Source organism: Rhizobium sp. WYJ-E13, from assembly GCF_018987265.1.
Taxonomy (GTDB): domain Bacteria; phylum Pseudomonadota; class Alphaproteobacteria; order Rhizobiales; family Rhizobiaceae; genus Rhizobium.
On record NZ_CP076853.1, the window covers coordinates 4283332 to 4309253 of the forward strand.

General features: G+C 60.3%; 28 protein-coding genes. 3 read left to right on the top strand and 25 right to left on the bottom strand.

The window, feature by feature from the left end; all coding sequences use genetic code 11:
• Positions 1-28: 28 nt before the first annotated feature.
• From ybaK to KQ933_RS21245, 10 genes are all read right to left on the bottom strand, one after another.
• Positions 29-502 carry a Cys-tRNA(Pro) deacylase gene (gene ybaK / locus KQ933_RS21200; RefSeq protein ID WP_216756747.1) on the bottom strand — a complete coding sequence of 158 codons (474 nt, stop codon included), beginning with the start codon at positions 500-502 and terminating at the stop codon, positions 29-31.
• A 3-nt stretch (positions 503-505) separates the two neighbouring features.
• Positions 506-856, bottom strand: coding sequence for an ArsC family reductase (locus tag KQ933_RS21205; RefSeq protein ID WP_216756749.1), 351 nt, complete (start codon positions 854-856; stop codon positions 506-508).
• 68 nt (positions 857-924) lie between these two features.
• Entirely contained in the window at positions 925-1704 is a 780-nt protein-coding gene (gene phnX / locus KQ933_RS21210) for a phosphonoacetaldehyde hydrolase (protein WP_216756751.1), read from the bottom strand.
• On the bottom strand, positions 1701-2831 hold the full coding sequence (locus KQ933_RS21215; RefSeq protein ID WP_216756753.1) for a TIGR03364 family FAD-dependent oxidoreductase: 1131 nt from the start codon (positions 2829-2831) through the stop codon (positions 1701-1703). The genes phnX and KQ933_RS21215 overlap by 4 nt, the downstream gene beginning before the upstream one ends.
• Positions 2832-2934: 103 nt before the next feature.
• Entirely contained in the window at positions 2935-3996 is a 1062-nt protein-coding gene (locus tag KQ933_RS21220; RefSeq protein ID WP_216756754.1) for a succinylglutamate desuccinylase/aspartoacylase family protein, read from the bottom strand.
• Positions 3997-4065: 69 nt separating this feature from the next.
• Entirely contained in the window at positions 4066-4692 is a 627-nt protein-coding gene (locus KQ933_RS21225) for a 2'-5' RNA ligase family protein (RefSeq protein ID WP_216756755.1), read from the bottom strand.
• 157 nt (positions 4693-4849) lie between these two features.
• Positions 4850-5569 (bottom strand): ParA family protein, encoded by a 720-nt coding sequence (locus KQ933_RS21230; protein ID WP_216756756.1) that lies wholly within the window; start codon positions 5567-5569, stop codon positions 4850-4852.
• A gap of 638 nt (positions 5570-6207) precedes the next feature.
• Positions 6208-7770, bottom strand: coding sequence for a glutamine-hydrolyzing GMP synthase (gene guaA, locus KQ933_RS21235; protein WP_216756757.1), 1563 nt, complete (start codon positions 7768-7770; stop codon positions 6208-6210).
• A gap of 92 nt (positions 7771-7862) precedes the next feature.
• Positions 7863-8501: a 5'-methylthioadenosine/S-adenosylhomocysteine nucleosidase gene (locus tag KQ933_RS21240; RefSeq protein ID WP_216756758.1), complete on the bottom strand. Its 639-nt coding sequence runs from the start codon at positions 8499-8501 to the stop codon at positions 7863-7865.
• Positions 8498-8947, bottom strand: a complete 450-nt coding sequence (locus KQ933_RS21245; RefSeq protein ID WP_183802656.1) for a PaaI family thioesterase — start codon at positions 8945-8947, stop codon at positions 8498-8500. The genes KQ933_RS21240 and KQ933_RS21245 overlap by 4 nt, the downstream gene beginning before the upstream one ends.
• A gap of 231 nt (positions 8948-9178) precedes the next feature.
• On the opposite strand from KQ933_RS21245, the gene KQ933_RS21250 reads away from it, so the two are divergent.
• Positions 9179-10258: a DUF2252 family protein gene (locus tag KQ933_RS21250; RefSeq protein ID WP_216756759.1), complete on the top strand. Its 1080-nt coding sequence runs from the start codon at positions 9179-9181 to the stop codon at positions 10256-10258.
• On the opposite strand, the gene KQ933_RS21255 is transcribed toward KQ933_RS21250, so the two are convergent.
• Genes KQ933_RS21255 through KQ933_RS21270 form a run of 4 tightly spaced genes read right to left on the bottom strand, consistent with a single transcriptional unit; the run spans position 10237 to position 15308 of the window.
• Positions 10237-11337 carry a DUF1513 domain-containing protein gene (locus tag KQ933_RS21255; RefSeq protein WP_216756760.1) on the bottom strand — a complete coding sequence of 367 codons (1101 nt, stop codon included), beginning with the start codon at positions 11335-11337 and terminating at the stop codon, positions 10237-10239. The genes KQ933_RS21250 and KQ933_RS21255 overlap by 22 nt on opposite strands.
• A 4-nt stretch (positions 11338-11341) precedes the next feature.
• Entirely contained in the window at positions 11342-12445 is a 1104-nt protein-coding gene (locus tag KQ933_RS21260; protein ID WP_216756761.1) for an imelysin family protein, read from the bottom strand.
• Complete coding sequence (locus tag KQ933_RS21265; protein WP_216756762.1) at positions 12445-13983, bottom strand: di-heme oxidoredictase family protein; 1539 nt, start codon at positions 13981-13983, stop codon at positions 12445-12447. The genes KQ933_RS21260 and KQ933_RS21265 overlap by 1 nt, the downstream gene beginning before the upstream one ends.
• A gap of 47 nt (positions 13984-14030) precedes the next feature.
• On the bottom strand, positions 14031-15308 hold the full coding sequence (locus tag KQ933_RS21270) for an imelysin family protein (protein ID WP_216756763.1): 1278 nt from the start codon (positions 15306-15308) through the stop codon (positions 14031-14033).
• A gap of 233 nt (positions 15309-15541) precedes the next feature.
• Between KQ933_RS21270 and KQ933_RS21275 the strand changes: the two genes are divergently transcribed.
• Positions 15542-16051 (top strand): HPP family protein, encoded by a 510-nt coding sequence (locus KQ933_RS21275; protein ID WP_216756764.1) that lies wholly within the window; start codon positions 15542-15544, stop codon positions 16049-16051.
• Positions 16052-16054: 3 nt separating this feature from the next.
• On the opposite strand, the gene KQ933_RS21280 is transcribed toward KQ933_RS21275, so the two are convergent.
• From KQ933_RS21280 to KQ933_RS21300, 5 genes are all read right to left on the bottom strand, one after another.
• Positions 16055-17344, bottom strand: coding sequence for an RsmB/NOP family class I SAM-dependent RNA methyltransferase (locus tag KQ933_RS21280; RefSeq protein WP_216756765.1), 1290 nt, complete (start codon positions 17342-17344; stop codon positions 16055-16057).
• A 182-nt stretch (positions 17345-17526) separates the two neighbouring features.
• Entirely contained in the window at positions 17527-17889 is a 363-nt protein-coding gene (locus KQ933_RS21285; RefSeq protein ID WP_183727787.1) for a septal ring lytic transglycosylase RlpA family protein, read from the bottom strand.
• Between the two features lie 408 nt (positions 17890-18297).
• On the bottom strand, positions 18298-19167 hold the full coding sequence (locus KQ933_RS21290; protein ID WP_216756766.1) for an SDR family oxidoreductase: 870 nt from the start codon (positions 19165-19167) through the stop codon (positions 18298-18300).
• Positions 19167-20327, bottom strand: a complete 1161-nt coding sequence (queG, locus tag KQ933_RS21295) for a tRNA epoxyqueuosine(34) reductase QueG (protein ID WP_216756767.1) — start codon at positions 20325-20327, stop codon at positions 19167-19169. The genes KQ933_RS21290 and queG overlap by 1 nt, the downstream gene beginning before the upstream one ends.
• A 12-nt stretch (positions 20328-20339) precedes the next feature.
• A complete protein-coding gene (locus KQ933_RS21300) occupies positions 20340-21032 on the bottom strand; it encodes a glutathione S-transferase family protein (protein ID WP_113298271.1) in 693 nt (230 codons plus the stop codon).
• A 279-nt stretch (positions 21033-21311) separates the two neighbouring features.
• On the opposite strand from KQ933_RS21300, the gene KQ933_RS21305 reads away from it, so the two are divergent.
• A complete protein-coding gene (locus tag KQ933_RS21305) occupies positions 21312-22109 on the top strand; it encodes an undecaprenyl-diphosphate phosphatase (RefSeq protein ID WP_216756768.1) in 798 nt (265 codons plus the stop codon).
• An 83-nt stretch (positions 22110-22192) separates the two neighbouring features.
• Here KQ933_RS21305 and KQ933_RS21310 read toward each other — a convergent pair whose 3' ends face one another.
• From KQ933_RS21310 to pmtA, 6 genes are all read right to left on the bottom strand, one after another.
• Positions 22193-22345, bottom strand: coding sequence for a hypothetical protein (locus tag KQ933_RS21310; RefSeq protein WP_165911864.1), 153 nt, complete (start codon positions 22343-22345; stop codon positions 22193-22195).
• Between the two features lie 282 nt (positions 22346-22627).
• A complete protein-coding gene (locus tag KQ933_RS21315) occupies positions 22628-23608 on the bottom strand; it encodes a complex I NDUFA9 subunit family protein (protein WP_216756769.1) in 981 nt (326 codons plus the stop codon).
• Positions 23609-23718: 110 nt separating this feature from the next.
• Positions 23719-24006 (bottom strand): DUF1330 domain-containing protein, encoded by a 288-nt coding sequence (locus KQ933_RS21320; RefSeq protein ID WP_113307715.1) that lies wholly within the window; start codon positions 24004-24006, stop codon positions 23719-23721.
• 24 nt (positions 24007-24030) lie between these two features.
• Positions 24031-24738: an orotidine-5'-phosphate decarboxylase gene (gene pyrF / locus KQ933_RS21325; RefSeq protein WP_216756770.1), complete on the bottom strand. Its 708-nt coding sequence runs from the start codon at positions 24736-24738 to the stop codon at positions 24031-24033.
• A gap of 6 nt (positions 24739-24744) precedes the next feature.
• A complete protein-coding gene (locus KQ933_RS21330; protein WP_216756771.1) occupies positions 24745-25326 on the bottom strand; it encodes a histidine phosphatase family protein in 582 nt (193 codons plus the stop codon).
• Positions 25327-25920, bottom strand: a complete 594-nt coding sequence (gene pmtA / locus KQ933_RS21335) for a phospholipid N-methyltransferase PmtA (RefSeq protein WP_216756772.1) — start codon at positions 25918-25920, stop codon at positions 25327-25329.
• Positions 25921-25922 lie beyond the last annotated feature (2 nt).

A 25922-nucleotide genomic window follows, 5' to 3' on the forward strand; every position in this document is an offset into this window, starting at 1 on the left:
TGAAGCGCTCGGGCCAATTCATCTCGTCTCAGGCGATCAGGGCTGCGGCAGTCGCTTTCAATGCTTTCAGTGCGTCCTTGGGGTCCAGCCGCACCTGCAGCCCGCGCTGTCCGCCGTTGATGTAGACCAGCGGCTCCGCAAGCGCCGTCTCCTCGAGTGCTGTCGGCACGATCTTCTTCTGCCCGAACGGGCTGATGCCGCCGACATGGTATCCCGTCAGCCGCTCCGCATCGGCAGGTTTCATCATATTGGCGGATTTGCCGCGAAAGGCGCTGGCGAGCTTCTTCATGCTGACCTCGCGATCGGACGGCACGACCACGCAGACCGGCTTTCCATCGACTTCCGCCATCAGCGTCTTCAGCACGCGATGCGGCTCCTCACCCAGCGCTTCGGCGGCCTGCAGCCCGACGCGCTCGGCATTCGGATCATAGTCATAGGTATGAACCGTAAAGGCGACGCCGGCCTGTGTGAGAACCTGGGTCGCGCGGGTGGTCTTGGACATGGCTCAGCCCTTGAACGTCTGCGCGTAGTTCTCCGGCTTGAAGCCGACCAGCAGCTTGCCGCCGGTTTCCAGCACCGGCCGCTTGATCATCGACGGCTGGTCGAGCATCAGGGCGATCGCCTTTTCGCGATCGAGATCTTCGCGCGCCGCATCCGGCAACTTTCGGAAGGTCGTACCGGCCCGGTTCAGCACCGTTTCCCAGCCCGCCTCGTCGATCCAGCGTTCCAGATGCGCCCGGTCGATGCCGACGGCCTTGTAGTCGTGAAAATCATAGGCGACGTCATGACCGTCCAGCCAGCTCCGGGCCTTCTTCATCGTGTCGCAGTTCTTGATACCGTAGATGGTAACGGCCATGCCGATGGATCTCCCTGTTTCCTAGGGGAGATATCACGCCCGGCGAGCGCTGCAAACGTCGTCTGTCCTTATCCCTCAAGCTCGTCGATGAGCGCTGGCAGGTCGGCCACCGTCTCGATGACATAATCGGCGCCAGCAGCAATAAGCTTCTCGCCGATCCGCCTGTGCAGCTCGGCCCGCACCTCCGGCGAAAGCGCATCCGCCTCTTCAGGTGTCAGGCCGGCCTCGTTGCCGGAAAGCGTCAGGCCAACGGTCACGCAGCCTGCGGCGGCACCCTCGGCAATGCCGGGCGCGGTATCGTCGACCTTCAGAACGGCGGAGGCTGGATAGACCATCAGGTCGAGGAAACACTTGTACATGCCGATCGGCGTCGGTCGGCCGAGCGGCAGATCGTCGGCGCAGATGAGGTTGTCGGGCGCGTAACCCTGCTCGGCGGCGAGCGGCAACACCCATTCCATGATCGAGCGCGTATAACCTGTCGTCGAGCCGATCTTCATCTGCCGCTCGCGCAGGTATTCGATCGTCTTGATCGCGCCCGGCACCAGCGTGCAGTAATCGACCACGACAGCTTCGTTCAGCGGCACGAAGAGCTCGTAGACCTTATCGATCGCCGCTTCGTTCGGAAGCGCGCCTTGCGCCGCCTGCCAGCGGGCAGCGATATGCGGCTCGGCCAGCATCGCGGCAATATGCGCCCGCTTCGGAAGCCCCATCGGCTTGCGGGCATCGGTGATCGTCACCTCGACGCCGAATTTGCCAAAGGTTTCCACAAAGGCGCCCATCGGTGCGAAGGAGCCGAAATCGATCATCGTGCCGGCCCAGTCGAAGATCACTGCCTTGAATTGCGTCATGCTGCGCTCCCGTAAAGATCCTCGATGGTTTCCTCGCCGATGGCGAAGGCGGTCGAAGCACCGCAGCCCGCCGTGACGACGACGATGCGCAATGCGTCAGAAGGCTTGTCCGTGAAGCGCCAGCGGTCCGGGGCGGAGGCATAGGTGCCGATCCAGCGCTCGGTGATGAAGCGTCCCGGCAGATTGAGCACGGCGTCCATCTCGTCGAGGGTCAGCCGATCGACCCGCTCCAGACCGAAAGGATCGGGCGTTTCGGAGTAATGATGACTGTCGCCGACGATCAGCGAGCCGTCCTCCGATTGCGTGACGATCAGGTGGATGCCGTTTTCCCGTTCCGGCTTGAATTCCCTGTCGAGCCGTGCCTTCAGGGCCGTCGCTTCAGGCAATTCGGCATAGCCGAGATAACGCCCAAGCCCGAGATCGGACATGACGGCAGTGCTCAGCGAAACCCGCTGAGCCGGCACGATACGCATCATCTGCAGCTTGCAGCGCGTGACGCTGTAAGCAGCAATCCGGTCAGCAAACAGGCTCTTGAAATCGTCACCGGGGCAGACGACCGCAGTCTCCGCCTCGATCTGCCCGGTTGAAGTCTCGATCCGCGGCGGTTCCACTGCGTTCACCGCTGTGGAGCGGCGGAACTTGATGCCATATTTGACTTCGAGATAGCGGGCGAGCAGCGGAATGGCCGTGCGGGATTCGACGCGCAGTTCATGCGGACTGTAGAGCGTGAAGCGGCCTGCTTCCTGCCGCAGCGCCGGCACAAGCCGCCGCGCCTCGTCGAGCGTCAGCCTTTCGCAGCCTTCGCCCATCTCTGTGCGCAGTAAGGCGTCGATCACGGCTTCGGATTCGTCGAGCCTTGCCGCGAGCAAAAGCCCGCGTTGCAGAACGTCGATGCCGGCATCGTCGACAATCTCGGCCCAGATATCACGGGCCCGGCGTGCCTTGTCCCAGCAGTCGCCGGCCTGCTGGCCGGTCACCGTCACAAAGCCGAAATTGCGCACCGAGGCGCCATTTGCCTGTGCGTCGCGGTCGATAACGACGACCCGTTTGCCGCGCTTTGCCGCCGCCAACGCATGCGCCAGCCCGACAATACCCGCGCCGATGATCGCAATGTCGTAATGCGGCATGAAAGCTCCTTCGCAACATGTCTGCCACGGCTTGGCGGATTTTCTTGAAGCCTGTGTGACAGTTGCGCGGCGCCTTACATGCGCATGTGGAAAAGAACGCCGGTCAGTCTTCCAGCGTACCGGCCTTTCGCGTTGCCTTGCTCGGTTGGTCGGCCGCGATCTTCATCAGGTCGCCACGCCGGCGTACGAGCCGATCGGACGTGCGGGTGAGCAGCAGCCCGTCCTGTGGCGCGCGGATATCGATATCGCCTTCGGCAAAGCCCGGGCGGGTGACGATCGTGGCCAGAAGCTCTCCTTCCGAAACGCGCTCGCCGATATTGCGGTGAAACAGCACGGTGCCGCCCTGCGGCGCGCGTACAATCTCGACATTGTCGAGCGGCACGGCCGGCCCGGAAAAGGAAGCATCTCCGGCCGCTTTGCCGCTGACGACACCGCGCCCGATTAGGAACTGCAGAAGACCTTCGGCGTCTTTGTAGGCCATGCCAGGATAGACATCGCGCCGGCCGCGCAGTTCCGCCGTCACGGAAAGCTTGCCCGGAAGCCTCGCCTTGCGCTCGCCCGGCACCTCATATTTCCAGGCGAAGCTAACCGCTTCTTCGAAGGCTGAGCTCTCACCATCCGAAAGCAGCACCGCTTCCATATCGAGCGCGTTCGCAAGATCCGCCGCCTCTGGCCAGAAAGCTTCGTCGATATAGGCATATTGCAGCGATTCATCGTCGCAATGCAGGTCGATCACAAGATCGGCGTCGAGCGCCATATGGATCAGCTCCCGCTTCAGCCGATCGGCAGCCGGATATTTATCAAGCTCGTCAATGAGTTCTGGCTGGTCACGGACGGAGATCAGCGGAAAGTCGCGGTTGAAATTGGTCCTCGAACCGAGATCGAACCGGCCTTGCAGTTCGCCGAAATGCGATTGTGCCGCTCCGATCGGGTTTGCCTGAGGCACGAGCGTGATATCACCGGTGATCCGCCCTTCGCTTTCGGCCTCCCGCAACTTGCCGCAGAGGAAATGCGCCAGCGCCGTTCCCGGCAGTTCGTTCGCATGCAGTGCGGCCTGGATATAGACCTTGGGCGCGGCAGGATCATTTCCCTTGAAACGCATGACTGGCAACCGCCATTCGATGCCGGGAGTATCTCCGGGGATGATGATCTCTGAAACGTCCACTGTCTTGCTCCGCATTTCGTATTGGGTGGGGAGTCTTATGCGAATCCCCCTCCAAGGCGCAAGCGCGACTCAGCCGAGCAGCGGCCAACGGCCGACGACGTTGTGCTCGCTCTTTCCATAGATGCTGTGGATCAGCAGGAATTCGCGAATATTCCACTGCACCGGCCGGTTCAGCTTTTCAGGCAGAACGGTCTTGCGATCGTAGAGCAGCGTCATGTGCGGCGTCAGATGGCCACCGAGGTTATAGGGCAATCCAGCCTCGTATAAGCCCTCCTGGATTTGGCGACGAAGATCCAGCAGTGCCTCGTTTTCCTGCCGGCTGCAGATGACGAAGGCCTGCGGCTCGCCTGGATGGCTGAAGCTTATGACCTCATCGAGCACGAGATCGAACGGCCGGGCGCGCACTGTCGCAGCAACCTGTTCTGCGCCGAACACGATATCCTGCGGCAGCCTGCGGTAGGCGCCGATGCCATTCAGCGTGACATGAAGCAACTCGCGGGGCCGCGAAGGCTCGGTCAGTGAATGGGCGTTGCGATAGGCCTGAGCGATCTCCAGCGCTTCGGAAGCCGCTTCGGTGGTCGGGCGAAGCATGAAGAACAGCCTGTGGTGACGTTCCCCGACGGGATTGGATTTCTTCCGGGGATCCGAGCCATTCGGATCGAGTGGAAAATGAGGCATTTGAACTACGGACTGCATCGCCCGCCTCCTTGTTGCACAAGGAGAAGCTTACCGAAGTTGTTCTCTTTGTAAAGAACAAAACAAGAACATTTATCGCAGAAAGTTATGCTCGAAACCGAAACGGCTACCGAAAGGCAGCCGTTTGCAGGCATCGAATTAACGGGGAATGCACGTCTTAGGCAGCGTTCTTGACGACGTCAGTTGCCTTCTTCGAAGACTTGGCGCGCGCGGCCTTTGGCGGCACGAGACGAAGAATGTCCTCTGCCAAAAGACGAGCATTGCCCTGCGCCTTGTCGAGGTTGCTGACGCGGGCAGGATCCATCGTATAGAGGCTGCCGCCGGAGACGAACATGTCGCGGTAGGCGGCGCGTTCGATCAGTGCCGTATCGATGACGTTCACCTGCTGCTGCGCCAGCAGTCCCTTGACGGCCAGGAGCGCACGCGTGGTGATGATCGAGCTGATGCGGGTCAGGACGACCGAATGCGGGATGCGGATATCGTGCTGGGAAGCAAGCTGCTTCATGATTTCCAGCACCTGCGCGCCGCCGACGGCATCCATGGCGCAGCCCTGCACCGGAACCATGACATGATCGGAAAAGCCGATGGCCTTCGCCATCAATGGGCTCATGCCGGCCGGCAGGTCGACGATGATATAACCGCCGCGCTTCTTGAGGTCCTTGATCTGCTGTTCGATCGTATCTTCCGCGACATTGGAGATCACGGCGAATTCGGCTGCTTCACCGGACAGACGGCGCCAGCGGCTGGCCCATTGCTGCGGATCGGCATCCAGAACGGAAACGCGATGGCCACGGCGAGCCAGTTCTGTGGCAAGAACGAGAGCGACCGTCGTCTTGCCAGCGCCCCCTTTCGTATTCGCAAATGTAATGATTGGCATCGATTTACCTCGGGTTGATGAGTTGGCGGCGGTCATCCCTGGGAGAGGCCCGTCTCGGGCTTTAAGGAACAGCGGCTTTCGCAGTGATGAGATGAAAAGGTCAAACAGCAACCTTGCGTGGCGCTGTTTTACCTTGCTTTCCGAGGTTGATTTTTTTTGGGGTGCAATTCTTAGCCGACCAGTGGCAGCGAGCCGCGGTGCTTACCGAACTTTAGGGCGTTAAAATCACTCAGCAGCCTGGCGTGGCTGTATTTTGTGGCAACGCGTCTACGATAAAAATAGTCAGCGACCTTTGGTGTGTGATGATGTCTGCAAGTGATGAAGAGAAAATTGAACTTTTGCATTGCTTGTTGAAGCGTTTCGAAACGCCACCAGCAATTTTGATTAGCGATGCCAAATGCTGGAGCATATGCTCGCGCGCGCAGTTGAACTGGCTTCTATCGACCCGCGTTCGATAACCTTCCGATATTGGACCGAACTGGATGGCTCCATTCGAATTGCTACAGAGTGCCTGGATTTACGGCGTCTTTACTTCGTGATCGAGGATTTTTCGAATTGGCTCACTGATCTCTCGATAGAAATCAACCTATATCAAAATGGAGAACGCCAAATTCATCGAAATGATAGCGCGCCCCCCCTCACTCCCACTCGATCGTGCCCGGCGGTTTGCTCGTCACATCGTAGACCACGCGGTTGATACCGCGGACTTCGTTGATGATGCGGGTGGCGGCGCGGCCGAGGAATTCCATGTCGTAATGGTAGAAATCCGCCGTCATGCCGTCGACGGAGGTCACGGCGCGGAGCGCGCAGACGAATTCGTAGGTGCGGCCGTCGCCCATGACGCCGACGGTCTGGACCGGCAGCAGCACGGCGAAAGCCTGCCAGATCGCGTCATAGAGACCGGCCTTGCGGATCTCGTCGAGATAAATCGCATCGGCCTCACGCAGGATCTCGAGCTTCTCGCGGGTGATGCCGCCTGGGCAGCGGATGGCAAGGCCTGGACCCGGGAAGGGATGGCGGCCGATAAAGCTGTCCGGCAGGCCGAGTTCCTTGCCGAGCGTGCGTACTTCATCCTTGAAGAGTTCGCGCAGCGGCTCGACGAGCTGCATCTTCATGCGCTCCGGCAGGCCGCCGACATTGTGGTGCGACTTGATGGTGACCGACGGGCCGCCGGTGAAGGAAACGGACTCGATCACATCAGGATAGAGCGTGCCCTGGCCGAGGAAATCGGCGCCGCCGAGCTTCCTGGCTTCGTCCTCGAACGTCTCGATGAAGAGGCGGCCGATGATCTTGCGCTTGGTTTCCGGGTCGGAAACGCCTTCCAGTTCGCCGATGAAGCGGTCGGCGGCGTCGACATGGATCAGGTGCAGATTGTAGTGCTCGCGGAACATGGCGACGACGCCTGCGGCCTCGTCCTTGCGCATAAGGCCGTGGTCGACGAGGATGCAGGTCAGCTGGTCGCCGACGGCTTCGTGAATGAGTAAGGCTGCAACCGAGGAATCCACGCCGCCTGATAGCGCGCAGATGACGCGCTTGTCGCCGACTTGCTTGCGGATGTCCTCGACGGCCTTCTGGCGGTAGGCGGACATGGTCCAGTCGCCCTGGATGCCGGCGATGTTATGGATGAAATTCGCGATCAGCTTGGCGCCATCGGGCGTATGCACGACCTCCGGATGGAACTGCACGCCGTAATATTTGCGTTTCTCGTCGGCGATGAAGGCGTAAGGCGCGTTGGACGAGGTTGCGACAACCTCGAAGCCCTCGGGCAGTTTCGTCACGCGGTCGCCGTGGCTCATCCACACCTGATGGCGCGAACCCTTGGACCAGAGGCCTTCGAACAAGGCGCAGTCCTCATCGACCTCGAGGAAGGCACGGCCGAATTCGCGGTGATGACCGCTTTCCACCATGCCGCCGAGCTGCATGCACATCGTCTGCTGGCCATAGCAGATGCCGAAGACCGGGAGGCCGCTGTCGAAGATGATCTGCGGTGCCCGGGGCGAGCCTTCATCGACCGTCGAGGCCGGGCTGCCGGACAGGATCACGGCTTTCGGCTGAAGGCGCCTGAAGCCCTCTTCAGCGGACTGGAAGGGAACGATCTCGCAATAGACACCGGTTTCGCGCACGCGTCGTGCGATGAGCTGGGTCACCTGGCTGCCGAAATCGACGATGAGAACACTATCGGGATGTGCTGTCTGGGTCATGGCGAGCCTTTAATGAAAAGCGCCTCTTCTTGCAATGCGGGAAATCGGCCGCAGCAGGCTTTTATTGTCCCGATTGTCCCTGTTTTGCGGAGTTAGAACCAGAAAACGCCATCCTCCAGAGCGGTAAACAGGCTGTCGACGGCGTAGGAAAGCTTGCGGTCGACGATATGCAGATATTCGGTCCAGCCGGAAATGTGCTGCAGCTCCACCGCGCCGTCGGAAATGCCGCGAAGGCCGATCAGTGGCAGTTTATAGCCCTGGCAGGCGCGCAGCACGGCATAGGTCTCCATGTCGACCATGTCGGCTGCGATATTGGCGTAGGCGGAACCCGAGACGACGTTGCCGCCGGTGGAAAGGGTGGCCTCGGGAATACCGGGAATGCGCAGTGGCAGTTCGAGATCGGCCGGCAGGTCGAGAAAAGGCGTCTTGCCCTTTTCGAAGCCGAGCGGTGAGGCGTCCATGTCACGATAGGAGACGGCGGTGACCTGATAGACTTCGGTCTGCTGCAGGCGCGCCGAACCGGCAGAGCCGAGCGAGACGACGAGATCGGGCAGATCGTCGGACGCATCGAGACGGGAGAGCGACTTGGAGATCGCGATTGCAGCCTCGACAGGGCCGACGCCGGTCATCAGCGGCTCGATGCGCGAGCGCAGGAAGGGGCCATATTCGGCCTCCGCGGCCATGACGAACAGGATGGACTTGCCTGCGACCGACTTCAGTTCGAATTTCATCCCGTAATTCCCTCTCTTCCGCGAATGACCATCATCGTCCCGGTCATCGACGCGATGAGCTTGGCCGGCCCGTCGCTGATCGCATAACCTCGCCCATCGGCGACGATGATGTTGGAGCCGGGCTTGGTGATCTCGCCTCTGAAGAGGAAACGCTCGCCGCGCCCCGGCGACATGAGGTTGACCTTGAACTCGATCGTGAGGATCGAGGCATCGGCATCGATAACGCTGTAGGCAGCAAAACCGCAGGCCGAATCGAGCGCCGCGGAAATGATACCCGCGTGCAAAATGCCGTGCTGCTGTGTCAGTTTGACGTCGAAGGGAAGTTCGATTTCCACCATGCCGTGCTCGACGCGCGTCAGCTCCGCGCCGATCGTATGCATGGCCGCCTGGCGGGAAAAATTCTGGCGGATCCGTTCCCGGAAATCGCCCCTGTCGGTGTCGTTCATCGCAGTCCCTCTCACCGCCGCGAAAGTGGCATGGCCGGGCGGATTCGACAAGATTGCAATCCAGCTCACGATGTTTTTGTCTCAAGCTACGGCTTTTCGATCACGTGGCCTGTCGGATGTTTGTCCGCACAATCTCTTGCGGTTGAGAATCGCTTTTGCTTATTTTGCCACGGGATCTCTTCTGAATGACGCTCAATAGGATTATGATCAATTAAACCTGAGGGCGAGTTAATGAAAACGTTTCCTCAATCTGTGAGCGATTACGAGGCGTGGCTGGCAAACGAGCTGCAGGGCGAGTTCGTGCGGGACGATATCGACGAAAAACACCGGAAGATGTGCGAGGACGCCTTCGTCTTCTTGCGCGCCACCTACTGGCGTTGGGCGGAAATCATCTACGACGTCAGGCCGGAGCTCGCCGACATGCCGCAAGTGCTGTCGATCGGCGACACGCATCTGGAGAATTTCGGCACCTGGCGGGATATTGAGGGGCGGCTCGTCTGGGGCGCCAATGATTTCGATGACGCGGCGATCATGCCCTACGGGCTGGATCTCGTGCGGCTGGTGGCGAGCGCAGTTCTGGCTCAGCCGGACGACGGGATTTCCGGCAGGGCAATCGCTGAGCTCCTCCTCGCCGGCTATGTGCGCGGCCTCGATCACCCGGCTCCGATCATCCTGGAGCGCGATCATCCTTGGCTCCGCGACAAGCTTTTGCTTTCGGAAGATGAGCGGAAAGATTTCTGGAAAAAATGCGACAAGCGTAAGCCCGGCAAAAAGCCGGCACCCGGCCGTTTTGTCGAGGCCTTGAAAAATGCTCTGCCGAAAGGTTCGGGAAGTGTCACGCCGGTGCCGGTGACGAAGGGGACGGGAAGTCTCGGGCGGCCGCGTTTCGTCGCCTATGTGAAGGAGTGGCGCGGCGGACCCGTGCTGCGTGAAGCCAAGGCGCTTGTGCCCTCCGCCTGGTCGCTGGGAAGGTCTGGGGATCACGTCATCAGAACCGGGGTCATCGCCGCCGGGCGGATGCGCAGCCCCGATCCCCATTTCATGGTGACCGGTCGCATTCTCGTTCGCAGGCTTTCGCCGAACAGCCGCAAGATCGAAATCAAGACCGATGCGAAGACCCTGTTGAACGGTTCAATGTTGGAATTGATGGGCTTCGAGATCGCCAACTGTCATTCAGATGACGCGGCAAGTGCTGCGGCAATTCGCAATGACCTGCGTTGGCGCGGCGAGGACTGGCTCTACGAGGCGGCACGGGCAGCCGCGGAAGCCACTGAAAGGGAGTGGAAGGCTTACCGCAGCGAAGCTTGTTGAGCGATGCGCACGATATGCTGGTCCCATGCCACGTCGCTATGGGTCGAAAGGAAGTCGCCGTCATAGGATGAAACGGCAAAGCCACTGGGAGCAGGTGCAATGCCGGCGGCATCGGGAATGCTCTCCTCGCGCAGCACCTTGCCCGTTTTCGCATCGATGGTGACGGACGCACCGGCGATCGGCGAGGTGACGCCGACGAGCCCGTCCTTCCGGTTGACCGCGATCGCACCGACATAGTTGGCAAGCCGCCGTGTCGTCTCCTCGGGCAGATCGATGAAAACAAGATCCTCGCCCTTGGCGAAATGGCCGACGAGCGGCGGCAGATCCTTGCGGTGCCCCTCGTACTGGCAGGCAAACCAGATGCGGCCGCTGGCATCGATATCGACATGCCGCGTCGAGACCGACGACCATTGCGACGGCAGGGCATGTTTTTCGATCAGTGCGCCTGTCGCCGCATCGATGAGCGCCAGCGACGGCTGCATATTGCCGAGATTGAGCTTGGTACGGCCGAAGTCCGGATGGGTCTCGATGCCGCCATTGGCAACGATCAACATGCGGCCGTCATCGGAAACCGTCATGTCGTGCGGTCCGACGCCATAGGTTTCATATTCGCCGATGCGGACGAAACGGTTCGTCGCATCGTAGAGGCCAATCATGCCCCTGTTGTTGTCGAAGTCGTTCTCGCTGGCATAGAGCAGCCGCCCATCCGGCGAAAAGGCACCGTGGCCGTAAAAATGCCGGCCTTCCGGCGAGGTGATGACGATGGGTTCGCCCTTATTCCAGGGATCGAAGATCATGGCGAAAGTGCCGGGCCGGCGGGCGAAGGCGACTATGCGCCCAGTTGTACTGCTATGGGCCATGCCGTGGGCACGGGCGGGAAGCACCACCTGATCGACGATCTCGCCGCGCTCAGTAACCGTTGCCACAGCGAAGGAGCCGTTGGCGGCCCGGATGCCGGAGGCATAGACGGCATCGGCGCGGTCGAGCGCTAACAGCTCCTGCGGTTTCAGCGCGGCCAGGAAGCCGATGCCGGCGGCCTTGATGAAGCCGCGTCGGTCGATGGCGGCGCTGCGCCACATCGGCTCAGTCTCCGTCCGAAAAGGAGAAGCCCGCCGAAAGGCCGATCGCGGCGCCATACTGGTCGCTGATCGTGGTGATGAGGTCGCGGCTTTCGGAAAGCAGTGTATCGAGCTTGGCCTTTTCCGCATCGCTGACGGCGACTTCGATATCCGGGTTCAGCTTGGAGACGCTGTCGATGATCGTCTTGAGCTTGGTGTCGATCGCATCGGCAACCTGTTTCTTCTCTGGCGGAAGCAACTCGGCCATGCCGGCTTTCTGCCAGAGCGTCCGGATGCCCTCGAGATTGGCGGCCATGGACTTCCAGGTATTCTTCGAACGCCAGTAGATCGCCATGCGCGGGCGGGCAGGCGTATCCTTGCCCTTGTAGAACTGCTCCAGCCGCTGGTCGCGGACATTTTCAGCACCATGGACGAGGATACCGAGAAGGGCGGTGACGGCCTCCTTGTTATCCATGAAATCGTCGCTCTGCGGTCCGGGATGCTTCCAGCTCGCCTGCACACCGTCAGGCTTCTCCCAGGCCGCGACGACTTCGCCAGCCTCGCGCTGGATATTGCCGGCGACCGCCTGGCCGTAGAGGCAGCGGAAGCCGCCCTTCTGGTTGATCAGGTCGTCGGAACCATTGCCGTAGAGCACATATTCCAGCGCGGTCAGGCCCTGCAAGGCCACACTCTTGCCGGCGATGGCATCGACGGTCGCGTCCTTCGGATCGGCCTTGGCGATCAGCGCCTGAACCTGCTTGAGGCCGACACCCTTGCGGTCGGGATAGAAGAGGATGTGCTCGAAGAGATTGTTCTGGATGACAGGGCCGGTCTGCACGATCTCGATCGTCGACCAGTAGCGGATCGTATCGTCGAAGGCGGACTTGGCGCGATCGAGCGTCTGCTGCGTACCGGAAGCGCAAAGGTCGTTCATGGCGGTCGTCAGGCGTGCGGCCGATTGCTGCATGTTGCGGTAGCCGGGACGAATGACCTCATCGACGGCACGCTGCATGACCGATGGCACGGCATCCTCATTGAGCCCTGACGCGGACGGCGCGGCGCTCTGGGCGGCAGCCGATGTGGCAAGGCCGGTCAAGGCGAGGCAAAGGAGGGTGTGCCAGGGACGCATCAGAGTGACTCCAGGAATGTAATCAGGGCCTCTCTATCGTCTTTTGACAGCGAGGAGAATGCGTTGCGGGCTTTTTCAGCTTCGCCGCCATGCCAGAGAATTGCTTCGGTGAGATTTCTGGCGCGGCCGTCGTGCAGGAAGAAGCTGTGTCCGCTGACAGTCCGGGTCAGTCCTATACCCCATAGCGGTGGCGTGCGCCATTCACGTCCGCTTGCAAGTCCCACTTGCTGTCCGTCGGCCAGATCGTCGCCCATGTCGTGGAGCAGGAAATCGGAATAGGGCCAGATGAGCTGGAAGGATTGCGCCTTCTCGGCCGTATCGCGTCGGGTGACAAACTTCGGAACATGGCAGGAAATGCAGCCCGAGTCGTAGAAAAGCTGCTTGCCGCGCAACGTATCGGCGAAGCTTGCCTTGCGGCGCGCCGGTACGGCAAGGTTCTCCGAATAGAAGGTGACGAGATCGAGCACCGGCCCGGGCGCCTCCTCGTTACCAAGCCGTTTCTGCACGCCATCAGGCATGGCGAGGCACTTTGTCTCAGCGGCGGTGCAGTCGCCATGTGCATCAGGTGCATCCGGTGTCGAAATGCCGATATCGTTGGAGAAGGCATCGGCGCTCTGGTCGCGCACATTGGCGTTCTGCGCCTTCCAGCCGAAACGACCGAGCGTGATCTCGCCGGTGCGATGGTCGCGTACGATGGCGGCCTTGCCGGATATGCCGTCGTGATCGAGATCATCGGGATCGGCATGCGCGAGAATATCCGCTGCGGGAATTGCCTCGATCAGCCCGAGGCCGATCATCGCCGGGGCGACACGCGCTGAGATCGTCGTTGCCGGGTCGAGCGACCCGTAGGCGAGATTCTTGGCGGAATAAGCGGGTTTACGCAGGCTGACCGTCTCCCCGCCGGCAAGCGTGACGGTCTCCTCGATATAGGTGACAGCGACCTTGCCTTCGGCGGCAAGCCCTGGAACCGCAAGATCCTGAAGTTGGTGGCCGTAAACAGGATCGGGGAAATTGATGACATCGGCGTCGGCGATTGCTTTTTCTTCCTCCGCGGTCTTCGCTGCACGGGCAATACGCAGGACCATCGAGGTAGCGCTTGGACCACCCTCCGGCGGTTTGCCGCGACCGTCATTGGCGTGGCAGCTCATGCAGGAACGGGCGTTGAAGAGCGGGCCGAGCCCATCGGAGGCTTGCGTAGAGGATGGCGCGGAAACCCAGAGCTTGCGGAAGAGCGCATTGCCAAGCCGGAAATTCTGTTCTTCCTCGAAAGGGATATTGGCAGAGATATGCGAGAAGCTGTCTTCGTTAACCGGATCGATGGATGTTGCCGCACCTGCCTGCATGGCCTCGTAGGGCTCTGCCTTGCTGAAATCATGCGCCGGCCTGACAATATCGGCGACGCGCTTCAAATCGGCATCGGAAATATCGGTCCGTCTGGTCGGAAGATCGAAGGCGCTCGCGATCGCAACGGGAAGCCCGGCAAGCGAGGCGCAGAAAGCTGCGCTGACAAGGAGACGGCGGGCCGGTTTATGCGACATTTCAAGGGTCCGGGCCGCTCCGGTTTCAAAGCGGCCCGCCTTTTTGCTTATTTGAAGACAGCGTTAGGATTATCCAGGCTGTCGGAACCTTCAAGCTCGACGGTGCCGAGGTCAAGTGCGGCAATAACGCGCTGGACCGACTTCGTCTGGTCGATGAGACCGTCGATCGCAGCCTGGACAACAGCGTTGCCTTCCTTGTTGCCCTCACCGATCATCTGGTCGTACTTCTCGACCGTCTCGCCGCGCTTGGCCATGGCGTGCATGGCATCCAGCGTTTTGTTGAGCTTGCCGGTCATCTCGGCGTCGAGAGCCTTATCCTTGGCGGCAACGAGATCGTGCAGCGACGGGCCGGTCATCTTGGTGCCGTCGACACGCGTATATTCGCCCGTATAGGCGGCGGCGATGCCGATCGCATCGTTCAGGTGCGAGTTGTAGGTGTTGTCGGAGAAGCAATCGTGCTCTTCTTCCGGATCGTGCAGCAACAGGCCGAGCTTCATGCGTTCGCCGGCGAGCTCGCCGTAGGAGAGCGAACCCATGCCCGTCAGGATGGCGACGAGGCCAGCCTTCGGATCGGCTTCGACATGCTTTGCGGCTTCGCCATCCGGCGCCCAATTGTCGGTCATTTCCTGCAGATCGGAAACGAGCAGCGTGGAGGCGGACTTCAGATATTCGGCGCGGCGGTCGCAATTGCCATGCGTGCAATTCTTCAGGTCGTAGTCGGTAGCAGGACGTTCACCCGCGCCCGGACCCGTGCCATGCAGATCCTGGCCCCAGAGCAGGAATTCGATGGCATGGTAGCCGGTCGCGACATTGGCTTCGATACCGCCGGCCTCGGCCAGAGTGCCGGAGAGGAATTCCGGCGTCAGCTTGGAAGCATCGACATCCTTGCCGTCGATCTTGATCGTCTTGTTGGCGATGACATTGGCGACATAGAGAGAGTTCTCGTCGCTTTCCGTGCCGTAGGAGGGATCCACGTAATCGATCAGGCCTTCATCGAGCGGCCACGCGTTGACCTTGCCTTCCCAGTCGTCGACAATAGGGTTGCCGAAACGGTAGACTTCGGTCTGCTGGTAGGGAACACGCGCCTTGATCCATGCGTCCTTGGCAGCCTTCAGCGTCTCATCATCGGGCGTCTTCAGAAACGCGTCGATGGCCGCGTCGAGCGCCTTGGCTGTCGTCAGCGAGTCTTCGTACTTGGCATGAGCGATTTCGGCATAGTGTTTCACGACAGCGGCTGCGTCGGTTGCCGCATGCGCGGGAAGGGCGAGCAGGGCGGCGGGGGCAATCGCCAGTGCAACTGCTCGGAATGTGCGGTTGAGCTTCATAATCCTCTCCTGTGACGGATTTCCGTCTGAATCCGGCTTTCGTCTCTTCGCCCAAAAGCAAACTGGTGTCAAACACTCTAGTTTGGAATGGTTTTAAGGATGAATTTCCGCGAACATTCTGTCTGTTTGAAAAGCATTTGCTTGAAAATTCGGCATGACGCGCGCTATTTATCGCGCACTCTGCTCAATCCTTCATCTGACCTGCCGAATACTCCCTCATCCGACCGGCCTTCATGCGTCATCACATCAAGCATTTCATTCATCGCCACGAACCGAAGGGCGCATTCCATGCGCACCTCAAGTCTGGAATTGGCGCCGTTATAGGCATGGTTTCAGTCGGTACACTTGCCATCACGACGGGCATTCCGCTGCTGATCGCGCCCTTCGGCGCGACGGCGGTGCTGATCTTCGGACAACCGAAGAGCCCCCTTGCCCAACCGGCCAATGTCATCGGCGGCTATGTCCTTGCTGCCGCAGTCGGTGCCGCAGCCGCTTTCTTCTTTCCGGGTCTATGGTGGGTCGCGGCAATCGCCGCCGGCATCGCGATCGCCGCCATGCTGGCGCTGAGGGTCACGCATCCGCCGGCAGGTGCCGTGCCGCTTGTTGCTCTCGGCTCGCATCTCGGCGGCTTGACGCTGTTTGCGGTCGTGCTGCTGGGTGGCGTTCTGCTGGTTGCGATCGCCGTCGTGCACCATCTCATCCCACCGCGGCATCAATATCCGTTGCGGGCGCCGTCGCCGTAAGGCTCAGCCTATCCTTTTGAGGCGGCAGAAAAAGAAGCCGTCGGTATCCGTCGAGGCCGGCGTCAGCGTGATCGTCTTGCCGTCGGAAGAGCGCGGGCGTGTGCTCTCCTTGCCGAATAGGCTATCCCAGGCAGGCAGAGCACCGACGATTTCGAAGTCGCCGTGGTCGGCGGCAAAGCGCCGCACCTGCTCTTCGTTCTCCTGCGGCAGCACCGAGCAGGTAACGTAGATGAGTTCGCCGCCGGGGCGCACGAAGCCGCTTGCTTGTTTCAGCGCGTCCTGCTGCTGGGCCGTGCGTTCGTCGAGGTTCTTGGCGGTCAGCCGCCATTTCGTATCCGGCCGACGGCGCCACGTGCCCGTGCCGGTGCAGGGCGCATCGACCAGCACCTTGTCGCAGCGGTCGCGCAGGCCGGACAGGCCTCTGATATCGTCATGGACCTGAACGTTGCGTGTGCCGGCGCGCTTCAGCCGCTCGATGATCGGCGCAAGCCGCTTGCGGTCGGCATCATAGGCATGGACCTGGCCCTTGTTGTGCATGGCGGCCGCCATGGCGAGCGTCTTGCCGCCGCCGCCGGCGCAGTAATCCAGCACCTGATCGCCATCCCTAGGCAACACGAGATCGGCAACGATCTGCGATCCCTCGTCCTGAACCTCGAACCAACCTTTCTGGAACGAAAGTTCGGCCGTCACGTTGGGCAAGCGTGAGGCACCCTCGCCGGCGGGAATCCGGATGCCGTAGCGTGCGATCTTCGCTTCATTGGCGCCGGCGCGTTCCAGCGCCTTGGCAGCCTTTTCGCGGGTGGCTTTCAGGATATTGGCGCGCAGATCAAGCGTCGGGCGTCCGGCGAGCGCCTGCGCCTCGGAGAGCCATTCGCCGCCGAAGGCCTGTTCGAAGGAGGATTGCACCCATTCTGGAATATCGCCCTGCACATGCGGGGCTGCGTCGGAAAGAGAGCGGCTCGTAAAGGCCGCGAGTGAGTCGGCCGAAAGCGGCGCCGGCGCGAACTTGTCGTCGACAAGTTCCGCGGCCAGCTTTTCTGGCGTGAAACCCCATTGGCGGAACATGACGGCATGGGCAATGGCAACGGCGCTGTCGTCGTCCATCAGATAGGCATGGGAGAGCCGCATGCGCAGCGCGTCATAGACGATGTTGCCGATCGCCGCCCGGTCGCCGGAGCCGGCGAAACGGTGGGCGAGGCCCCAGTCCTTCAACGCATCGGCGACAGGCCTTTTACGGGCATCGATATCAGCCAGAACCGAAATCGCCCCTTCGAGGCGGCCGCCCAAACGCATTCAAACTTCTCCTGTTGCCTTGGCTGGTGAACGATCCGCGCAAAATGAGCACTAGGAAACCTGCCAGGGAAACCTAAGTGACTGGGTGGATTGTTCACAAGTCTCAACCGCGTGGTTACCCGCGATTGACGGCAAGAGCAAGCGCCGCATCCGGCGCAGGGATTGTGCGGAGGACTTGGGCCTCAGCTGATGACTTCGTAGCAGACCTTCGCAGTGCCCGAGGAGACCATGCCGATATTCTGTGCAGCAGCGCGCGACAGATCGAGCACGCGACCACGGATAAACGGACCACGATCATTGATGCGAACGACGACGCTGCGGCCGTTGTTGCGGTTGGTGACCTTCACCTTGGTGCCGAACGCCAGAGAGCGATGTGCGGCAGTATAGATGGCCGGGTTCATGCGTTCCCCGGAAGCAGTTTTGGAGCGAAGTGCGTACCACGAAGCACCGCCACATCCGTTGGCAGCAAACCCTTCCGCTGGAAGGACGAAAGAACAGGCTGCAATGGCTGCGGTGGTGATTAGAGAACGGCAGATTTTCTTCAAAACGGATTGTCCCTCAACTATTGAACTTGCGCCTTCGCAGGCGGTGGGGCTTCAATCCGGGGAAAAGTGGCGAAAAAGTGCCAATGACGATCACGGAACATTACGGTCTGTAATATTTGTGATTTTGATAACATTGCGGTAGCAGGACACCGCTTTGTCAAGTTGTGGAAAAAACCTAATAAAATCAGCTAAAATCCGAATAATTTTTTCGGGAAAACGATAAACGGTTGGTAGTCACTGGAAATCACAAAAATTTTTTTCTCAGGTTGCCATATTTGACGCCACATTTGCGCAAATTTAGGGGCTGTTAACCATAGTGCAGAGCGAAATAAAGTTCACCAAAACTAGAAAGTAGGAAATTCCTACTCTTTATGGGCTATAACCCGCTCACCCGAATGAGAGGGCTCATCAACCTCTCCAATACCCATTTTGCCAGAGTTGGGCGAGCGACATCGGGTAGTTCGGGAAGGCAAAACGGAAGCCCGCAGCCTTCAGTTTGGCATTCGAAACCCGCTTGTTCTCACCATAGAAAGAGCGGGCCATAGCCGTCATCTCTGCCGTCTCGAAAGCCTGTTCCGGCGGCGGCTCGACGCCCATCAGGCGAGCCGCTTCGACGATGACGTCCTGTGGTGGGCCGGGCTGATCGTCGGTGACATTGTAGATGCCGCCGAGCGCGTGTTCCGACAGAAAGCGGGTGGAAGCGCCGATGTCCTCAACGCGGATGCGGTTGAAGACTTGCTCCTTCTTTATGATACGACGCGCCGTACCGCGATCGAGGTTGACGAAAGCGTTGCGTCCTGGCCCGTAAATGCCCGAGAGACGCAATATCGCAGCCGGCACGCCGCGGGCGCGACCGAGCGCAAGCCAGGCCTCCTCCGCTTCCAACCGCTCCTTCGAGCGGCCGGAGATCGGAACGCAAACGGTTTCTTCCGTCACCCAGCCGCCCTTATGGTCGCCATAGACGCCGACGGTGGAGAGATAGCCGATCCATTGCAGGTCAGGCAGACGTGCCGCGCCATCCTGACCAAGCAATGCAAGCAGCGGATCGGTGTCGCGCGGCGCAATCGACTGCACGAGATGAGTAACGTCTGCCATGGCAGCCTGCATCTCGGCGCTCAAGGTCTCGCCGTCAAAAAGGAAGGCTTCGATCCCGGCTTTCCGCAGTTCTTCGGCTTTTTCCGGAGAACGGGTCGTGCCCGAGGCGCGCACGCCGCTCTCGCCAAAGGCCTTGGCGATCGCTGTACCGGAATAACCGCAGCCAAAGATCATCACATGCATCAGCTCACTCCCGCCATTCGCCACTCGCCGAGGACATCCTCGTCCGACTCACTTTCCCTTTGTGCGGCAAAGGCGTCGAATTCGCCAGCCTTCATGAGCCGCGATAACGCCCAGACTGCCATGCCGCGCACGGCAGGCGAGGCATCGGTGGTCAGAATGCGACATTGCTCGATGAGGCCGCGCTCGCCGGAATTGCCGGCGGCGATCAGCACATTGCGGATGAAGCGGTCGCGGCCGATGCGCTTGACCGGCGAGCCGCTGAAGAAGCTGCGAAAGGTCGGATCGTCAAGCGTGAGAAGGAAGGCGATGGACGGCTCCTTCAGATCTTCGCGTGCCTTCAGCTTCATTTCCGAGGCTTCGCTTGCGAACTTGTTCCACGGGCAGGCAGCAAGACAATCGTCGCAGCCGTAGATGCGATTGCCGATCAGCGGCCGGAATTCAGGACCGATCGGTCCCTTGTGCTCGATGGTCAGATACGAGATGCAGCGGCGCGCATCGATCTGGTAGGGCGCCGGAAAGGCGGCGGTCGGGCAGGCATCGAGGCAGGCGCGGCAGGAGCCGCAATGATCCGTCTCGGGCAAATCTATATTGAGATCGGCGGTCGTGAACATCGAGCCGAGGAAAAGCCAGGAGCCATGCTCGCGGCTGAGAAGATTGGTGTGTTTACCCTGCCAGCCAAGCCCGGCAGCGGCCGCCAGCGGCTTTTCCATGACCGGCGCGGTATCGACGAAGACCTTCACGTCTGCACCCGCCCTGGCGGCAAAACGTGTGGCGATCTCCTTCAGCCGGCCCTTGATGACATCATGGTAATCGCGATTGCGGGCATAGACGGAGATCGCCGCCTTGTCCTTCTTGTCGAGAATGCCGCGCGGATCGTCCTCAGGCCCGTAGTTGAGGCCGAAGATCGCGACCGAGCGCACATCGCTCCAGAGCGTGCGTGGGTCGCCACGGCGCTCTCGCGTCTCGGCCATCCACTCCATCGTCCCATGCCGGCCGGCATCGATGAATTGGCCGAGCCGCTCCTTTGCGTCAGGAATCGAATCCGGACGGGTGATGCGACAGAGATCAAAGCCGAGAGCGAGTGATTCCGCCTTCAGGAAGGTGGTCAAATTGTCGCGGCGCTTGCGGTCTTTTATATCATCGGTTTTCGCTTCGGGCATGAAAAGCCCTCGTCAGAAATCCAGGTCGGCATAATGGGAAACCGGCGTCAGGCCTCGCACGCGTTCAGTCAGAAGCGGGCGGAAGGAGGGGCGCGATTTCAGCCGCTGGTACCAGTCCTTGGCAAGCGGTGATTCCGACCAGTCGATCTCACCGAGATAATCAAGGATCGAGATAGAGGCGGCGGCGGCAAGATCGGCATAGCTCATCCGGTCGCCGGCCAGCCATTGGCGCGAGCCTGCAAGCCATGTGAGATAACGCATATGCTGGCGGATATTGGCGCGCGCCGTACGCAACATCTTGGAATCCGGGGCGCCGCCGCCCTGGTCGGCCGTCATTTGCAGCTTGTAGACGCGCTCGCGCGCCAGCGGCTTGGTGACGTCGTTTTCCATCTTCTGCATGAACCATTCCGTCAGGCGGCGGATTTCCGCGCGCTGGAATGGGTCCTCGGCGAGCAGTCGGCGGTCGCGCTTCAGCACGCCATGCGTCTCGTCGAGATATTCGGAAATGACGGTCGCGCCACAGAGCGCCCGCATGCTGTCATCGACATAGACAGGCAGCGTGCCCGCCGGATTGAGCGCCAGGAAGTCGCGGCGCTTCTCCCAGGTCTGTTCCTCGATCAGCTCCGCCTGGTAGCCGTATTCCGCCAGAATGAGCCTGACGAAGCGAGATGCGGACGACATGGGATGATGATAAAGCGTGGGCATTGATACTCGGACTTTTGATTGTGGTGCATGGGTTCAAGGGCGCGCCACTTATACCGCCCTAGTCATGACTCATTAGTTGAAGCTATAGGAGCTTGGCCTCGCCAATACAAGCGAGTCGGGCCTCCCCTGCCTGACGAGGGACAAAACATGGCTGCCTGAATCATCGCAACTCCCCGCTCGCCTTTTCTTGCCTCCCGCTCTGGCGAATGATGATTGTGCAGTGCAATATAAACCTGACCGCCATTCCAGTCCGACCGAACCCCAAACCGGAGACACTTTATGGACTATATAAGCTCTATAATCCTGGGTATTATAGAAGGGATCACCGAGTTCCTGCCGATTTCGAGCACCGGCCATCTGATCATTGCGGAACAGTGGCTCGGCGCACGCTCAGATACATTCAACATCGTCATTCAGGCCGGCGCCATCCTCGCCGTCACGATTATCTACTGGCGTCGCCTGCTGGATCTGCTGCTCGGCTGGCGCGATCCTGCGAACCGCGATTACGCCTTCAAGCTGATTGCCGCATTCTTGATCACCGCGGTTCTCGGCCTTATCGTTAAGAAAATGGGTTTCGAGCTGCCTGAGACAGCAACGCCGGTTGCATGGGCGCTGATCATTGGCGGTATCTGGATGATCTTTGCCGAATGGGCTGCCGCCCGCCGCCCGCCGAGCTCTCACATCACCTGGCTCGTTGCCATTCTGGTCGGTATCGCCCAGGTCGTTGCCGGTGTCTTCCCCGGAACGTCCCGCTCTGGCGCTACGATCTTCGTCGCCATGCTGGCCGGCACGGGCAACCGCGCTGCGGCAACCGAATTCGCCTTCCTCGTCGGCATTCCGACGATGTATGCAGCAAGCGCCTTCTCGCTTCTGGAAACCTTCAGGGATGGCGGTGCGGCAAACGAAGATTGGACCGCGCTCGGCATTGCCTTCGTCGTTTCGACGATCGTTGCCTTCATCGCCGTCAAGTGGTTGCTGGCCTACATCAGGAGCAACCGTTTTACGGTCTTCGCGATCTATCGCATCATTTTGGGTGTTGTGCTGCTCGGCATGGCGATGGCCGGCATGATCGCCTGAATCGCGAAACTTGCGAGCGATCGAATATGTTTCGCTCGCACCGGGACAAAAACTAAAGCCGGTTCGAAAGGACCGGCTTTCTGTTAGTGGGTAATGGAGGCCGTCGAGCAGGGATCGACGCCGTAGGCCGGCGAGCAACCGCCCTTCACCGCTGCAACGGAGCCCGGCGCAATGAAGGAGCCTGCGAGGATGACCAGTGCCGCACACGCAAAAAGAAGCGCGATTGACTTACCCATTAGAAATAGCCTTTCACAGTGATTGCCGCACGCCTGCGAGGCGCTTGAGTCTGTCTGAAGACGCGCGGGGGTGTTTAGTCAGTGGAATAGCAAATAGCAATAAATGTTCCTGCTAAATTTGGTGTTAACTCCACTAAATTTCCTATGCGTCTTTTATGCAACGTAACCCACTATGAAACGCGCCATAACACGCTGGGCTTGCGCCAGATTTGCATCTCACGAAAAGAAAAACGCCGCCCGTGAAACTTCACGAGCGGCGCTTGAACTGTCGACTATCTATTATCAGGCAGCCTTGCCGGAGCCGGTATACTGGCCGTGCGGGCGGTACTGCACAAGGTAGGATTCGAGCACCGAAGTCGCCATCGTCGGCGTTATGCCGAGGCCCTTGAGCGTGCGGCCTTCAGCTTCGGCTTCCTTCGAAACGACATTGTCATGCTTCAGCAGCTTAACCTGATCCGGTGTGATCGGCGGTGTGATGAACGGCACCAGCGAAGCTATGCTGCCGATCAGCGATGCGATGCCGAAGGGAAGGGAAATGAGCGGGTTCTTGCGAGCCGTGACCTTCAGCATGGTCTCAAGACATTCACGGAAGCTCAGGACTTCAGGGCCGCCGAGCTCATAGATCTTTCCACCTTCGATCTTGCCGTCGACGGCGCGGGCAACGGCCTCGGCGACATCTTCGACGTAAACCGGCTGGAACTTCGTCTTGCCGCCGCCGACGAGCGGCAGCACCGGGAACATGCGCGCCATGTTGGCGAACTTGTTGAAGAAGCTGTCTTCCGGGCCGAAGACGATAGATGGACGGAAGATCACTGCGTCCGTCTTAATAGACAGAATGGCTGCTTCCGCGCGGCCCTTGGTGCGGCCGTAACTGGACTGCGAGCCGGAGTTTGCGCCAATAGCCGAGAGGTGAGTGAGCGTCGCACCGGCATTGCGGGCGGCTTCAGCCACCGCACGGCCGCCAAATTCCTGCACGGCATCGAACGTGTTGCGGCCGCTCTCGAAGAGGATGCCGACGCAATTGATCACGTGGTCGGCACCTTCGACGGCGCGGTCGATCGAATTGCGGTAGCGCAGGTTGGCCTGAACGAAGGAGATCTGGCCGACATTGCCGAGCGGCTGCAGGAAGCCCGCGAGATCGGGGCGGCGAACGGCGACGCGGATACGGTAGCCGCGCTTGGCCAGCACACGCACGACGTGTCTGCCGATGAAGCCGGACCCTCCGAACACGGTGACGAGCGGCGGCAGGTTGGCAAGGGTCATGGCAGGCTCCTCGAAAGGCTTTGGAATGCTGTGGTGGATTTCGTCTTAGCCGAATCCCGGCGCGACGAAAAGGGCCATCGCGCCGCAGTTCTTACCCGTTCGAAACTGGTTCAGATGCCTTCGACGACGACCATTTCGGCATCGGCCACCTCATGGCGGATTTTTGCGGCGATCTGGTATTCCGGCGAATTATAACAGTCGACGGCATGCTGCATCGAGGGAAATTCGATGACGACGTTACGGGCGCGCGCCTTGCCTTCAAGCTCGGTGATTGCGCCGCCGCGGGCGAGAAAGTTCGCACCGTATTTTTCAAAGGCTGGCTTTGCAGCCGCGACATAATCCTTGTAGCGCTCGAGGTCGCGCACATCGACGCGGGCGATCCAGTATCCCTTGGCCATTGTTGTCCCCTTTCAGCACATGTGTCACCGGTTTGCCGGCCAGAGCGCGGCGACCATTTCATTGAGGATTGCACGCGCTGCTTCCCGCGGTTCCGGTGCCTTGACGATCGGGCGGGCGACGACGAGATGGGTGGACCCGGCCTTCAGTGCATCCTTAGGCGTCATGACCCGCTTCTGGTCGCCCTTTTCGGCGCCCGTCGGGCGGATGCCGGGTGTAACGATCGCCATATCAGGGCCGACGATCTCGCTAACAGCAGCGGATTCCTCGGCGGAGCAGACGATGCCGCCCATACCGGCAGCACGCGCCTGTTCGGCGCGGCGCGCGACCAGTGCCTGCGGATCATATTGATAACCAGCCTCGACGAGGTCCTCGGCATCCATCGAGGTCAGCACGGTCACGCCGAGCAGGCAGAGGCCGGAGCCTTTCGCCGCCTCGACCGCGGCCTTCATCGCTTTCGGATAGGCATGCAGCGTCAGCATCGACATGCCCATCTTGGCGATGTTTTCGACGCCGGATGCGACCGTGTTGTCGATGTCGAGCAGTTTCATGTCCAGGAAGATCTTCTTGCCGCTGGCGGCAAGGTCGCGGGCAAATTCCAGCCCGCCGGCAAAGACGAGCTGGTAGCCGATCTTGTAGAAGAGAATGTCGTCGCCGAGCGTGGAAACCAATCTTTCCGCTTCGCCAATCGTTGGAACATCCAGCCCCACGATCAACCGCTCGCGTGCGTCCATCTCAATTCATCCCCGCCAGTCTTCGATGGGTGTCCAGTCGCATGATAAGCGGCGATCTGCAAGGCCGAAAGCATAGAGATTGCCACCGCCGCCCGGCTGATCTCCGTCGCGCACTATCGGCGTGCCCATCAGATGGCACTTGAGCAGCGTTCCGACGCCGCCATGGCCAACGAAGGCAATCGGTGCATTTTGATCATGCGAAGAGAGGATCGCTTCGACCGCCGAGACGATGCGGGCTTGCGCATCGACAGCTCGTTCCCAGCCTCTGAAGCTCTCCTGCGGATGGGCGAAGAACCAGTTGGCAGCCTCTTCGAACTTGTCCGGCGGCAGGAAGCCGGTAGCAGTACGATCATTCTCGTGCATGCCATGCACGATCTCGATTTTCGCACCCGAAGCTTCGGCAAGGATTTCCGCAGTCTCGATCGCTTTCGTCTCGTCGCTGGAGACGATGCGGGTCAGCCGATTCGCCCAGTCGCTCGACGCAGCCTTGCGGGCACGTTCGGCACCGATGTCGGAAAGACCCCATTTGGGAACGGGAACCTGGGGGTCGATCTTGACCTGCGGGTGAGTGATATAAAGTCCAAACATTTATCCGCGCCGATAGATCCAGAGTTGGGCTGGAGGAATATTGCGCACGATGAAATCAAAATGATGAATGCTGTAGCGATCGGGATTGGCGACGATTGGCGACACCGCACCATAGGAGATCTGCACGAATGGCCGGCCCGCCGGCATGCGGTCGAGCAGGTTTTCGAGAAGCGAGATGCGCGCCTGCATCGGGAAGTTCAGGAGCGGTATGCATGAGATGGCGCAATCGAACCTCTGATCCCGAAGTGAGCCGAGCGTCCTGTCGAGATCGAAAGCATCGCCGTTGACGAAGGTCACGCCTGGATAGAGGCGAAGGAGATGCTGGTAAAAGTCTGTCGAATATTCGATGGCGACGAGCTTTTCCGGTTTCACGCCATGGGCAAGGATCGCCTTGGTGATGGCTCCGGTGCCAGGGCCGAGCTCGAGGACAGGCAGGTCCGAATGCGGATCTGCGACACTTGCCATCTTGCGGGCGGTGATCGAGGAGGTTGGAATGATGGAGCCGACAGTCTTCGGCCCCTGCATCATGCCCTTGAAGAAGCGGATCTCCTCGTCAAACTTCCTGCCGAGCCGTTCCTTGAGCCGCAATGCCATAC